General features: G+C 53.9%; 11 protein-coding genes and 1 pseudogene. 7 read left to right on the top strand and 5 right to left on the bottom strand.

Annotated elements, in window-relative coordinates:
* Positions 1-451: 451 nt before the first annotated feature.
* Positions 452-2590: an anaerobic ribonucleoside-triphosphate reductase gene (nrdD, locus tag EH207_RS01445; protein WP_137712425.1), complete on the top strand. Its 2139-nt coding sequence runs from the start codon at positions 452-454 to the stop codon at positions 2588-2590.
* 52 nt (positions 2591-2642) lie between these two features.
* Positions 2643-3107: an anaerobic ribonucleoside-triphosphate reductase-activating protein gene (gene nrdG, locus EH207_RS01440; RefSeq protein ID WP_137712424.1), complete on the top strand. Its 465-nt coding sequence runs from the start codon at positions 2643-2645 to the stop codon at positions 3105-3107.
* A 46-nt stretch (positions 3108-3153) separates the two neighbouring features.
* Here the strand turns inward: nrdG and EH207_RS01435 are convergent, their stop codons facing one another.
* The 5 genes and pseudogenes from EH207_RS01435 to EH207_RS01420 form a co-directional block, all read right to left on the bottom strand.
* Positions 3154-3807, bottom strand: a complete 654-nt coding sequence (locus EH207_RS01435) for a Rossmann-fold NAD(P)-binding domain-containing protein (RefSeq protein WP_137712423.1) — start codon at positions 3805-3807, stop codon at positions 3154-3156.
* A gap of 39 nt (positions 3808-3846) precedes the next feature.
* Positions 3847-4287 (bottom strand): YhbP family protein, encoded by a 441-nt coding sequence (locus EH207_RS01430; RefSeq protein ID WP_137712422.1) that lies wholly within the window; start codon positions 4285-4287, stop codon positions 3847-3849.
* Positions 4288-4370: 83 nt separating this feature from the next.
* Positions 4371-5364: pseudogene (locus tag EH207_RS01425) on the bottom strand (DUF3362 domain-containing protein); the annotation flags it as partial.
* A complete protein-coding gene (locus EH207_RS18045) occupies positions 5342-5500 on the bottom strand; it encodes an HD domain-containing protein (RefSeq protein WP_175413613.1) in 159 nt (52 codons plus the stop codon). The gene EH207_RS18045 and the pseudogene EH207_RS01425, both read right to left, overlap by 23 nt.
* A gap of 38 nt (positions 5501-5538) precedes the next feature.
* On the bottom strand, positions 5539-6057 hold the full coding sequence (locus EH207_RS01420; protein ID WP_137712421.1) for a bactofilin family protein: 519 nt from the start codon (positions 6055-6057) through the stop codon (positions 5539-5541).
* 476 nt (positions 6058-6533) lie between these two features.
* On the opposite strand from EH207_RS01420, the gene EH207_RS01415 reads away from it, so the two are divergent.
* The 5 genes from EH207_RS01415 (at position 6534) to EH207_RS01395 (ending at position 13102) form a co-directional block, all read left to right on the top strand.
* Positions 6534-7469 (top strand): aminoimidazole riboside kinase, encoded by a 936-nt coding sequence (locus tag EH207_RS01415; protein WP_137712420.1) that lies wholly within the window; start codon positions 6534-6536, stop codon positions 7467-7469.
* Positions 7470-7656: 187 nt separating this feature from the next.
* Positions 7657-9192, top strand: coding sequence for a carbohydrate porin (locus EH207_RS01410; protein ID WP_137712419.1), 1536 nt, complete (start codon positions 7657-7659; stop codon positions 9190-9192).
* An 81-nt stretch (positions 9193-9273) separates the two neighbouring features.
* Positions 9274-10644 carry a sucrose-specific PTS transporter subunit IIBC gene (locus EH207_RS01405; protein WP_137712418.1) on the top strand — a complete coding sequence of 457 codons (1371 nt, stop codon included), beginning with the start codon at positions 9274-9276 and terminating at the stop codon, positions 10642-10644.
* Entirely contained in the window at positions 10644-12053 is a 1410-nt protein-coding gene (locus EH207_RS01400) for a glycoside hydrolase family 32 protein (protein ID WP_137712417.1), read from the top strand. Before EH207_RS01405 ends, EH207_RS01400 begins: the two co-directional genes overlap by 1 nt.
* 29 nt (positions 12054-12082) lie before the next feature.
* Positions 12083-13102 carry a substrate-binding domain-containing protein gene (locus EH207_RS01395; RefSeq protein ID WP_137712416.1) on the top strand — a complete coding sequence of 340 codons (1020 nt, stop codon included), beginning with the start codon at positions 12083-12085 and terminating at the stop codon, positions 13100-13102.
* Positions 13103-13114 lie beyond the last annotated feature (12 nt).

The following is a 13114-nucleotide window of genomic DNA, read 5'->3' as shown; positions in this document are numbered from 1 at the left end:
GTTAAATAGCGCATTTATATCCTCAGCCTGTTTAACACCCGCATCGAGACGCAGCTTCCACCCAATCGGCAATGGGTAATGAGATCCATGATTCAACACCCCTGCCAAAAAAACGGTCAGCCGCTTTCAGATATTTCTGCCTTTAACGCATTTGACGATAAAAACCTTTCCGAAAACCGCCACACCGCGCACCGCAAGTTCACGCGAAGAGGCTGTCTTTTTAGGCTGATTTTTATGCAAGCGTGATTTATCCGCGACACGAGAATTTCTTTGCTCTACGTCAATTTTACGGCAATAAAAGCGTGACCCCTCCTATGCAATTTCAATATATAGTGTCTATCCTATAAACATAACCCACATGTAGTGTTTATCCACTAAATCATCCACACCCCCCGCGGCCCTTGCGCACTGCGGCTGTTGCTTGTGGATAACATTGACAGAGGAATAAAACGTGAAACCAGTAGTGATTAAACGGGACGGTTGCCAGGTGCCTTTTGATGAAGTTCGCATCAAAGAGGCGGTTGAGCGCGCGGCGCAAGCGACGGGTATCAGCGATGCGGATTACTGTGCGACCGTAGCCTGTGCGGTCGCTCAACAAATGCAGGGTAAAGCGCGCGTGGATATTCACGAAATCCAGAACGCGGTTGAAAACCTGCTGATGTCCGGCAACTACAAGCAGTTGGCCCGTACCTATATTGAATATCGCCATGACCGCGATGTCGCCCGTGAGCGTCAGGGCCGTCTCAATCAGGAAATCCGTGGTCTGGTTGAACAGAGCAATATGGCGCTGCTGAACGAAAACGCCAACAAAGACAGTAAAGTGATCCCGACGCAACGCGATCTGCTGGCCGGGATCGTCGCCAAACATTACGCCAAGCAATACATTTTGCCGCGTGATGTGGTGTTGGCCCATGAGCGCGGCGAAATTCACTATCACGACCTCGACTACGCGCCTTTTTTTCCGATGTTTAACTGCATGCTGATCGATCTGAACGGCATGCTGACTAAAGGGTTTAAGATGGGGAATGCGGAAATCGAGCCGCCGAAATCGATTTCGACCGCCACCGCGGTGACCGCGCAAATCATCGCGCAGGTCGCCAGCCATATTTATGGCGGCACCACGATTAACCGTATTGATGAAATTCTGGCGCCGTTCGTCGCCGCCAGCTATGCCAAACATCGGGCGATTGCAGACGAATGGCAGATCCCCGATGCCGACAACTACGCCCGCACCCGAACCGAAAAAGAGTGTTATGACGCGTTTCAATCGCTGGAATATGAGGTCAATACGCTGCACACCGCCAACGGCCAGACGCCGTTCGTCACTTTCGGCTTTGGGTTGGGCACCAGTTGGGAATCCCGTCTGATTCAGGAATCCATTCTGCGTAACCGCATCGCCGGGCTGGGTAAAAACCATAAAACCGCCGTGTTCCCCAAACTGGTGTTCGCCATCCGTGACGGCCTGAACCGCAAGGCTGGCGATCCGAACTACGACATCAAACAGTTGGCGCTGGAGTGCGCCAGCAAACGCATGTATCCCGATATCCTGAACTACGATCAGGTGGTTAGCGTCACTGGGTCATTTAAAACCCCAATGGGCTGCCGCAGTTTCCTGGGGGTCTATGAAGAGGACGGTCAGCAAATTCACGACGGTCGCAACAATCTCGGCGTGATCAGCCTCAATCTGCCGCGTGTCGCACTGGAAGCCAACGGTGATGAAGTCCGCTTCTGGACATTGCTCGACCAACGGCTGGTGCTGGCGAAAAAAGCGCTGATGACGCGTATCGCCAGGCTGGAAGAGGTGAAAGCCCGCGTGGCGCCTATTCTTTATATGGAAGGCGCGTGCGGCGTGCGTCTGAACGCGAACGACAATATCGCGGATATCTTCAAGAATGGGCGCGCGTCTATTTCACTGGGCTACATCGGCATTCATGAAACCATCAACGCCCTGTTCGGCAACGAAGCGCATCTCTTCGACCATGAACGCTTGCGGGCGAAAGCCGTGGCGATCGTCGCGCATCTGAAAGCCGCCACCGAGCAGTGGAAAGCGGAAACCGGCTACGGCTTCAGCCTGTACAGCACGCCGAGCGAAAACCTGTGCGACCGCTTCTGTCGTCTGGATACCGCCGAATTCGGCGTCGTGCCGGGCGTCACCGACAAAGGTTATTACACCAACAGTTTCCATCTGGACGTGGAGAAAAAGGTCAATCCTTACGAGAAGATCGACTTTGAAGCGCCCTATCCGCCGCTGGCGACCGGCGGGTTCATTTGCTATGGCGAATATCCTAACCTGCAACACAACCTGAAAGCGCTGGAAGACGTCTGGGATTACAGCTACGCCCGCGTCCCGTACTACGGCACCAACACGCCGATAGATGAATGCTACGAGTGTGGCTATACCGGTGAATTCGAGTGTACCAGCAAAGGCTTCACCTGCCCGAAATGCGAAAATCACGACTCATCCCGGGTTTCCGTCACCCGACGCGTTTGCGGCTACCTCGGCAGCCCGGACGCCCGGCCGTTTAACGCCGGTAAACAGGAAGAGGTCAAACGCCGGATCAAGCACCTGGGCAACGGACAGTTGGGTTGATTTATCAGGCCGCAGGGAGGTGCCTTCACCTGCATCAAATGGCGCTACACCCATGAATTATCACCAGTACTACCCGGTTGATGTGGTCAACGGACCTGGAACGCGCTGCACCCTGTTTGTCGCTGGGTGCGTGCATCAATGCGCCGGGTGCTACAACAAAAGCACCTGGCGGCTCAATTCCGGTCAGCCGTTTACCCAGGCGGTTGAGGATCGGATCATCGCCGACCTACAGGATACGGTGATCCCGCGGCAGGGCATTTCGCTTTCCGGCGGCGATCCGCTCCACCCGCAAAACGTACCGGAAATCCTGCAACTGGTTCAGCGAATACGGGCGGAATGCCACGGTAAAGATATCTGGGTGTGGACAGGCTATGTGTTGGCGGAACTGACGGCCGAACAGCAGCAGGTGGTGGATCTGATCAACGTACTGGTTGACGGAAAATTTGTGCAGGATCTGAAAAATCCTTCGTTAATCTGGCGTGGCAGCAGCAATCAGGTTATTCATTACCTGCGCTGACGCCGCCTCTTCGCCGTTACAAACGCCGCTTTTTCGTCTGGCCTCACTATTGCAGCGCGCGCTGATTGCCCAATCTGTACAGTTGATCGGAATTCAGCACTGTAACGCGCGCTTTCGGCTCAGGCGAAAATGCCAGATTCAACAGCGCCTGGGCCACCGTTCTCCCATCGATGGCCCGCCACCTGGCCGGAAACAAGCGAAACAGCGGCGCCGCCAGACTTTCCATCGGACGGCGCTCATCCCTGTTCCCCAACAACAACGACGGCTGTGCCAGCGTCAGGTGTTGCCAACCCTGCCGGCGTAAGGATTTCTCCGTTTCGCCCTTCACTCTGGAGTAGAAGAAAGGCGAAGCCGTATTCGCACTCAGTGCGCTGACCACTAATAGGTGTTTCGCCCCTAATGCTAATGCCGCTTTTGAACTCTCCACCACCAGCGTGTAATCCACATAGCGGAAAGCCTGTTTGCTTCCTGCCGTTTTGATCGTGGAGCCCAGGCAGCAAAAAGCGATATCGATGGGGGAACTCAACTGGGAAAGCGCCATAGAGAGATCGGCGTTGTGTGGGTTCACCACTTTTTCAGACGGAGGTAACGGTTTACGAGTAGGGGCATAAATCGTTTCAACCCGATGATTGGCCTTTAGAAGTTGCAAAAGCTCATTGCCCACCAGCCCTGTTGCACCTAATAGCAATACCCGGCTCATACCTTTTCCTCCGGTTACCTGTCTTTTAACATCGTGACGTCATACGCCGGTTCGCTTCCAGTGGCGTTTTTTTCCAAATCCCAGGGAGTTGTCAGTCATTTTCAGTTCGGTTAACTGTAAACACCATACCGGCGCCTTTGTCGCGCTGGCGATCGGAAAACGTGCGTTATAACGCGCTCGTGCCTGTCCCGCCTCTTTACCCAGCAACAGCTCGGCCCGCGCCCGGAACTGCACCCCTTTTATCTGCATCACACTTTTCGGCTGGCCGCTTACCGTACCGGCAACCCACGGCTGTCGGCGCATCAGCTCACCATGACGGGTGGATAACTCCGTCATCAGGTAAAAGGCGACCTGCTGTTGGTCATAAGTATAGAAGCAACTTGCACACCATAAATCCGAATCATCACCGACACAGAGGGTCAGTACGTGCAGCTTCTTCAGATAACGGGAAATAACATCAAGCGCGTTTTCCGTTTCCATCGGTTCTCCTGGGTAACGGGGCGATCGTCAAAAACATCACCAATAATCAAAAGCGGTCAGCGACATTAGACCGGTTTTTCGCCTCAGGGAACAGGCTTTCTGCGGCCAGACTTTTTACCCGCTTTGCCATTTTCAGCTTTAGCCGGACGACCTGATGCGTCTGGTTTGCCTGATGAATTGCGAGCGGCTGTCGGCGTCGTAAAACGGGTCAACGCAGGGCGGCGGAATGAAGCGCTCTTTGCTCCAACGCGCGGCGTCGCACGCTCTCCCGGCGCTTCCGCCGGGATCAGGCATTCAGGCCGGTTGCCAGTCAGCCGTTTCATGCCCATTGCGTTCAGCGCGTCGCGGATTAGCGGCCAGTTCGCCGGATCGTGATAACGAAGCAGCGCTTTATGCAGGCGGCGCTGACGCTCTCCCCGCGGGACAACGACATCCTTGCCCTTGTAATTCACCTTGCCGAGCGGATTTTTGCCGCTGTAATACATGGTGGCGGCGTTCGCCGACGGCGAAGGATAAAAGTTTTGCACCTGATCCAACCTGAAACGGTTTTCTTTCAGCCACAGCGCCAGATTAACCATATCTTCATCCCGGGTTCCCGGATGCGCGGCGATGAAATAATGCGTTGGCGCACCCCGGATTGGTTTCATGGTGCAAAATCCGCGACGCATGGGCGTACATCACTTTGTCGCCTTTCACTTTCTCGAAGGAGGGCAGAAGCACATAGGTTTTTCCCCCACAGCTTAGCGTCAGGCGCACGCACGCTAATCGGCTGAGCCGCATCCGGGGCGGGGCGCTCCCTTGTGGCACAGGATCAATCTTCGCCATAAGGATTCACCCTCGGTTCGATGCGACCGGGCTTATCGAGCCGGGTCGCATCAACCCCGTGCCAGCCAACGCCGCTTTACGCATCACGGCGGTGTTGCGCACTTCATGAATATCGCCTATCGCTTCACCCGCCGCCAGTCGGTGCGCCACTTCCGCCAACGGGCGCTCACCGTTTCCGTAGATCAGCATATCCGCCTTGGCGTCCACCAGCACCGAACGCCGCACGGTATCAGACCAGTAATCGTAATGCGCAATATCCGCAGGCCGCCACGTCAAGACAATGGTAAGGCAACAGGTGATAATCGTCGCCGCCCGGCAAATCCTGCGATTGACGGGCTTTTCCCCAATAACGAAAATAACGCTGGCAGGCCGCTTCTTTATTCGCCATTTGCCTTCACCCCGACACGATTACCCCATCAACTTTACTTATGCCAACGGACCATTCTCCACCAGCGCCATGATATTCCCGCTTTCAGTCAGGTCGTCCGTCTTTTCCGCGTAAGCGAGTGTTTCCTGACCACGCGGCTCCGGCTCCAACGGATTTGACTGACCGGTAAATATACCGCCTTTCTCAATGGAGAATTCATGAGAGAAAATATTCCCCACCACTTTCCCCTGCGCAAGTATAGCGACACTGCTGGCGTATATGCGCCCTTCAACGTGACCGTTGATAATAATCTGTTGCGATGTCAATTCGCCCGTCACTTTGCCGGTATGTTCCACCTTGATGGTGTTATTACACTGCACATCACCTTCGATATCGCCTTCCACGGTAATATTGCCGTCTGCCGCCAAGCTGCCTTCCAGACGCGTGCCTTGAGAAATAAAGGTATCTTTCCTGACGCGCGCAGGGCTTACCGAATTAACCAACTCAGCCGGGCTGTTTAATTCGCTACGCTCTTGCGGTTCTGCCGAGGATTTTTTGTTCCTATTGAATGAAAACATCACGTGACTCCTTTTAACTTTATAAAAAAACGCCATCAGCGCGCCGGTACCGAGCACAGTTGCCAAAGCCCGGCTATAGGTCTGGAGGGGGGAATCGCTGAGGATATCAACAAACCAGGCAATCACCATGAAGGCCCATATCGCCCACAGAATCCAAAGCAGATTGTAATTACGCACCGCGGGAAATCCGAAAAAAGGCGGAGTGACTCATCTCTTTCTCCTTAATACGTCATCGATCCTGTTCGCGAGCCGCAACCCGCCCACGTTCCTAAGGTATCGGACACGCGGCCGTTTTATTTAGCCTGCCGAGACAGACGATAGAAGGGGGAACCGCATACCTTTTCAGCTTGCTGAATGAGGTAAAAGTGCCTTTTTTTTAAAGGCGCCCAATATCATTCCAATGAATGATATTGCACTGCTAAACCGATTCTTCTATTTTAGCAAACAGTTTCAACATTCTTGATAAGAGTACTTTTATGGCACATAAAATTTGGGTGATGGGTGACGCCGTGGTCGATCTCATCCCGGAAGACTCAGAGCGTTATCTCAAATGTCCTGGCGGCGCCCCCGCCAACGTCGCCGTCGGCATTGCCAGACTGGGAGGCCGCAGCGCCTTTATTGGTCGCGTGGGTGATGATGTATTTGGTCACTTTCTGCAAGACGTGCTGTTCCGGGAGGGCGTGGACATTCGCCACATGATTCGGGATGGCCGTTACCGCACCTCGACCGTGGTGGTCAATCTGGACCAATTTGGCGAACGATCTTTCACGTTCATGGTACGTCCCAGCGCCGATTTATTCCTGCAAACCGAGGATTTACCCACTTTCAACCCCGGTGAATGGCTGCATCTGTGTTCGATCGCTTTATCGCAGGAACCTTCACGCGACACCGCTTTCCAGGCCATGCGACGTATCAAATCCGCACAGGGCTGGGTGAGTTTCGATCCCAACATTCGCGAAGATTTGTGGAGCAGCCCGCAAGCCTTGCAGGATGCGCTCTCCCAAGCGCTGGCGCTGGCCGATGTAGTGAAATTGTCTCGCGAAGAGCTGAATTTTCTCAGCGCCACAGATGAACTTGAACAGGGCATCGCACAGTTGATGCAGCGCTTCCCCATCAAACTGTTGCTGGTTACGCTAGGCAGCGAAGGGGTGTGGCTGCATGACCGCCGCCAGCTTCAGCACTTTGCCGCGCCTTACGTCACCCCGGTCGACACCACGGGAGCAGGCGATGCTTTTGTCGCCGGCCTGCTGCATGGACTCGCCGAACATAACGACTTGTCGCAACCAGGCTCGTGGGAAAACGTGCTTGAACAGGCGCAATGGTGCGGTGCGCTCGCCACCACAGCAAAAGGCGCCATGACCGCGCTGCCTTATGCCCAACAGCTTGAGTCGATATCGCTCGCCAAACACTAACTCTTTTCTTGTTGAGACAGGTTAATGGCCTGTTTTGTCGTCAGGATCACAGTTACAGAACCGGGTTGGTAAAATTCCTTGCCAACCCGGTTTCCCCCCTTTATTTTCCTTGAAAAATCGGTTTAGCCATTAATTTAGCAAATCTGATGCTGACACAGCAAAGTACTACCAAAGAAGAGAATGCAACATGAAGCAAAGCCGTTATGCCATAACATTAGGATTATTACTTTCATCCCCTCTCTGTGTCTCTGCGGCCAGTTCAGACAGCATCGAAGCACGCCTGAACGCCCTTGAACAACGACTACAGCAAGCCGAAGCCAGGGCCTCGGCAGCCGAAGCCCGCGCTGATGCAGCAGAAAAACGAACACAAGAACTCGCGACCAGAACGGCACAGACTGAACAAAAGACCCAACAGGTTGAACAACGCACGACCGATCTCGCCAACAAAAAATCGTCCGCGGACGGTTTTGAATTTCACGCCTATGCCCGCTCGGGCCTGTCCATTAATGATTCCGCCACCAGTTCTCAAACCGACATTGGGCCAGGGATGTCTCCCGCAGGCCAAACCGGTGGATATGTTGGCCGTCTGGGCAATGAAGATGACACTTATCTCGAGTTGAAGCTGGAACATAAACAAAAACTGGATAACGGCGCCACTACCCGATTTAAAGTCATGATGGCCGACGGTCAGCGCACCTATAATGATTGGACAGCGGATACCAGTGATTTGAATGTGCGTGAAGCGTTTGTCGAACTGGGTTCGCTGCCGACGTTCACCGGCATATTCAAGGAAACCACGCTGTGGGCGGGCAAACGTTTTGATCGCGACAACTTTGACATTCATGAGTTGGACAGCGACGTCATTTTTCTGGCCGGCACCGGCGGCGGGGTTTATGACGTGAAGTGGACGGAGGGTTTTAAAAGCAACTTTTCTCTTTACGGTCGCAGCCTGGGTGAAATCACCGCGCTGGATAACGACATCAAAAACTATGTTTTCACCGCCAATAACTTTGCGGGTCCGTTCCAGTTTATGCTGAGCGGGTTAAAAGCGAAAAACAATGACGTAAAAGAAAATACCGGAACCCGCCGCGACAACATCACTGTCACCAACACCAATGCTGGCGATAAAGGTTATCACGCCATGGCCGTCTGGCACGGCGACGACTTCTATGGCCTGCGTGAAGGCAGCGCGAAGGTGGCCGTTCTTTACGGTCATGGTTTAGGCGCAGAGGTCAAAAGCGTCGGTTCGGACGGAAACCTGAGCAATGATGCCGACACCTGGCGTCTGGCCACTTATGGCGATACGCCATTGAGCAATCGCTGGACTTTTGCCCCTTCTATTTTCGCTCAGACGAGTCAGGACCGTTATGTGAAAGGTGATGATTATCAGTGGGTCATCTTCAATGCGCGTCTGGTTCAGGAAATCACCGAGAATTTCGCCCTGGCTTATGAAGGCAGCTACCAGTATATGGATCTCGATCCGCGTAACTACCGGGGTCTTAACCAGGTCAGCGGCGGCTTCTATAAGATGACGCTCGCACCCACCTTTAAAGTGAGTGAGATAGCAAACATCTTCAGCCGCCCCGAACTGCGTTTGTTCGCCAGCTATATGGACTGGGATAAACGGCTGGATAACTATTCCAGTGAAGACACATTCGGCTCCACCGGCTTTACCGCCGGCGGAGAATGGAATTTTGGCGTCCAAATGGAAACCTGGTTCTGACAGTCAGCACGATCGCCGGTCGTCACCTCCGGTGACCGGCATTGAGGATACCGTGTATCCGAATCATAATAGAGGAATAAAATGGACATTAACGCCATAGCGACAGCGCTTATCCCCTTGTTGGGCGGAAAAGAAAACATCGTCAACGCCGCCCACTGCGCCACTCGTCTGCGTTTGGTATTGAACGATGATAGTCTGGCCGAAAAAAAAGCGATTGACCGGATCGAGGGCGTCAAAGGCTGCTTTCAAAACGCCGGGCAGATTCAGATCATCTTCGGCTCCGGACTGGTAAATAAAGTTTACGCCGAGTTCATCAAGGTCGCCGGTATCAGTGAATCCAGCAAATCCGAAGCCGCAACACTGGCCGCACAGAAACTTAATCCGCTGCAACGTCTGGCACGTCTGCTGTCGAATATCTTTGTTCCCATCATTCCGGCTATTGTGGCGTCCGGTCTGCTGATGGGGCTGCTCGGGTTGATCAAAACCTACGGCTGGGCCGATGCCGGCAGCGCGATTTTCATCATGCTCGACATGTGCAGTTCCGCCGCCTTTATCATCCTGCCCATCCTCATCGGCTTCACCGCCGCACGGGAATTTGGCGGAAACCCTTATCTCGGCGCCACGCTGGGCGGTATTCTCACCCATCCCGCGCTCACCAACGCCTGGGGAGTTGCCAGCGGTTTCCAGACCATGAACCTGTTCGGTCTGGATATCGCCATGGTGGGCTATCAGGGCACGGTATTCCCGGTGCTGCTGACCGTCTGGTTCATGAGCACGGTGGAGAAACGCCTGCGTAAAGTGGTGCCCGATACGCTGGATATCATTATTACCCCGTTCCTGACCGTGATCATTTCCGGCTTTATCGCTTTACTGATCATCGGTCCGGTGGGCCGTATGCTGGGCGACGGCATCTCTTTCGTATTGAGTTCATTGATTACCCACGCCGGATGGCTGGCCGGGTTGCTGTTTGGCGGCCTCTATTCCGTCATCGTCATTACCGGCGTTCACCACAGTTTCCACGCGATTGAAGCCGGCCTGCTGGGAAATCCGAAGATCGGCGTAAACTTTCTGCTGCCGATTTGGTCCATGGCGAACGTGGCGCAAGGCGCCGCGTGTCTAGCCGTGTATTTCAAAACCAGGGACGTGAAGATCAAAGCGATTGCTCTCCCATCCGCATTTTCTGCCCTGCTCGGCATTACCGAAGCGGCTATATTTGGTATCAACCTAAGATTCGTTAAACCGTTTCTGGCGGGATTGGCTGGCGGTGCGCTGGGTGGCGCTTGGGTCGTGCTTAATCATGTCGGCATGACAGCGGTTGGTCTGACTGGTATCCCCGGACTGGCTATCGCACAGTCAGGCTCAATGCTGAGCTTGCTGATTGGTATGCTGATCGCCTTCAGTACGGCGTTTACCATCGCTATGTTACTGAAATATAAAACGGGTAGCGAATAATGAAGGAAATCCACTTATTGAAGCGCATGGCGCATGCCCTGATGTCGGGTTATAGCCTGGCTCATAATGATCCTTACCGCCCGGCCTGGCATCTGTCGCCGAACGTGGGGTTGCTCAACGACCCGAATGGATTTATTCATCACAATGGGCGTTACCATCTGTTTTATCAGTGGAATCCTTTAGCCTGCGCCCACGGAGCAAAATTTTGGGGGCACTGGAGTTCCGCCGATCTGGTTCACTGGGAGCATGAACCTGTCGCGCTGATTCCCAGTGAAAGCTACGAAACTCACGGTTGCTATTCAGGCTCCGCCGTAGTGGATAACGGGGCTATCACGCTGATTTATACCGGCAACGTCAAATATAAGGATGGTTCGCGTACCGCTTTCCAGTGTGTCGCCCGTGAGAACGGCAACGGCGAATACGACAAACTGGGGCCGGTACTGACGCTGCCCGAAGGGTATACCGGCCATGTCCGCGATCCGAAAGTCTGGAAACATGACGGCAGTTGGTACATGGTGCTGGGCGCGCAGGATAACGCGCTACAGGGAAAAGTGCTGTTGTATCGTTCCGACGATTTGTTCAATTGGGAGAAAATGGCCGAAATCGCAGGTTCCCGGCTCGGCGGACTCGGTGATTTCGGCTACATGTGGGAATGCCCGGACTTATTCCCTCTCAGCGGACGAGAAATCCTCATTTGCTGCCCGCAAGGTCTTCCGCCGAAAGGAGACCGTTGCCTGAATACCTTTCAGGCAGGCTACTTCGTTGGTTCTCTGGATTACCAGCGCGGCCATTACCAGCATCAGGCGTTCCACGAACTGGATCTTGGTTTTGAATTCTACGCGCCGCAAACCACAGAGAGTGAGGATGGTCGGCGTCTGATGTTTGCCTGGATGGCGATTCCCGACGAAAACGAGTTTTTTTACCCAACGATAGCACATGGCTGGCTCCACACCATGACCTGTCCGAGAGAGCTGACGCTGCGTGGCGATAGGCTTTATCAACAGCCAGCCCGTGAACTACAACAGTTGCGTACACAGCATTATGCCTGGCAGGGTACTGCCGACTACTCGCCGTCTCTTCCCATTCACAGCGCGGAAATCTTGCTGACGTCGCAGGGCGAATTCCAGTTGGATTTCTCTTCTCTGCTGGTGCTTTGCTGGGATGGCGAATGCCTGAAATTAAGCCGTCGTAACCTGCGCACGGGCGAACCCGAACACCGCTACTGGTGTGGGGAACTTAATCAGTTGCAGATCCTGTGCGATCGTTCCAGTATCGAAATTTTCATCAATGAAGGCGCCGCGGTGATGTCTACCCGCTATTTCCCGGAGCACGATGCGACGCTTTCCTTCCGCGGACCGGGACGACTGACGCTGCAACACTGGCTGTTGGCGTCATGCATGATAAAATAACACCCCTTTTTCTCACAGTAGACGCCCCGGTGAAACAGACTAAACGCGTAACAATCAGCGATATCGCAAAATTGGCCGGCGTATCAAAATCCACCGCGAGTTTGGTACTCAATGGCCGCAGCAAAGAGTTCCGCGTTTCTGATGAAACCCGCGATCGTATTCTGGCCATTGCCCGCGAACAGCGCTATCAACCCAGCATTCATGCCCGTTCGCTGCGTTCTTCCCGAAGTAATACGTTAGGGTTGGTGGTGCCGGAAATGACCAACTATGGCTTCGCCGTCATCTCGCGTGAGCTGGAATGTTTATGCCGCGAAGCGGGATTACAACTGCTGATCGCCTGTACGGATGAAAATGCCAGTCAGGAAATCATGGCCGTCAACAGTCTGATACAGCGTCAGGTGGATGGACTGATCGTGGCTTCCAGCCTACTCAACGATAGCGAATACCAGAAGATCAATCAGCAGTTGCCGGTTGTTCAGTTTGACCGGATGATAGGCGATTCCGCATTGCCGCTGGTCATCTCCGAAGCCGTGGAATCAACGGCGGAACTGGTGGAGCGCATCGCCCGCCAGGGCCAGGATGAGTTCTATTTCATTGGCGGTCAATCGCGCATTTCTCCTACTCGTGACCGTTTGGCAGGGTTTCAATTAGGATTACAGCGAGCAGGTCTGGCGTGCCGGCCAGAGTGGATTATTCATGGCAGCTATCATCCCAGTTCAGGCTATGAAATGTTCGCGCAGCTATGCGCGACGCTAGGCCGCCCGCCTAAAGCGCTGTTTGTCGCCGCCTGTGGCTTGCTGGAAGGGGTGTTGCGCTACCTGAATCAGCATAACCTGATGGAAAGTGACATCCGCCTGTGCAGCTTTGACGACCACTATCTGTTCGATTGTTTACCGCTGAAGATCGATACCATCGCACAGGATTGTGAAACGCTGGCAAGAAACAGCTTTGAGATGATCACGCGTTTGATCGACCAACAACCGCTGGACGAGGACAAACGCTATATACCGACCCGGATACACTGGCGGCACCCTGATTCACGTCGGTGAATCAGACGCCAC

It is taken from the genome of Brenneria rubrifaciens (assembly GCF_005484945.1).
GTDB lineage: Bacteria > Pseudomonadota > Gammaproteobacteria > Enterobacterales > Enterobacteriaceae > Brenneria > Brenneria rubrifaciens.
Note: the sequence above shows the minus strand (reverse complement) of the source record. Positions and strands in the feature narration are given on the sequence as shown.

Bases quoted from the DNA above. Each gene is read 5' to 3' on its own strand.
- EH207_RS01410 (WP_137712419.1), top strand. From the start codon at position 7,657: ATGAAGCAAAGCCGTTATGCCATAACATTAGGATTATTACTTTCATCC.
- EH207_RS01430 (WP_137712422.1), bottom strand. From the start codon at position 4,287: ATGGAAACGGAAAACGCGCTTGATGTTATTTCCCGTTATCTGAAGAAG.
- EH207_RS18045 (WP_175413613.1), bottom strand. From the start codon at position 5,500: ATGGCGAATAAAGAAGCGGCCTGCCAGCGTTATTTTCGTTATTGGGGA.
- nrdG (WP_137712424.1), top strand. From the start codon at position 2,643: ATGAATTATCACCAGTACTACCCGGTTGATGTGGTCAACGGACCTGGA.
- EH207_RS01435 (WP_137712423.1), bottom strand. From the start codon at position 3,807: ATGAGCCGGGTATTGCTATTAGGTGCAACAGGGCTGGTGGGCAATGAG.
- EH207_RS01420 (WP_137712421.1), bottom strand. From the start codon at position 6,057: ATGTTTTCATTCAATAGGAACAAAAAATCCTCGGCAGAACCGCAAGAG.
- EH207_RS01415 (WP_137712420.1), top strand. From the start codon at position 6,534: ATGGCACATAAAATTTGGGTGATGGGTGACGCCGTGGTCGATCTCATC.
- EH207_RS01405 (WP_137712418.1), top strand. From the start codon at position 9,274: ATGGACATTAACGCCATAGCGACAGCGCTTATCCCCTTGTTGGGCGGA.
- EH207_RS01400 (WP_137712417.1), top strand. From the start codon at position 10,644: ATGAAGGAAATCCACTTATTGAAGCGCATGGCGCATGCCCTGATGTCG.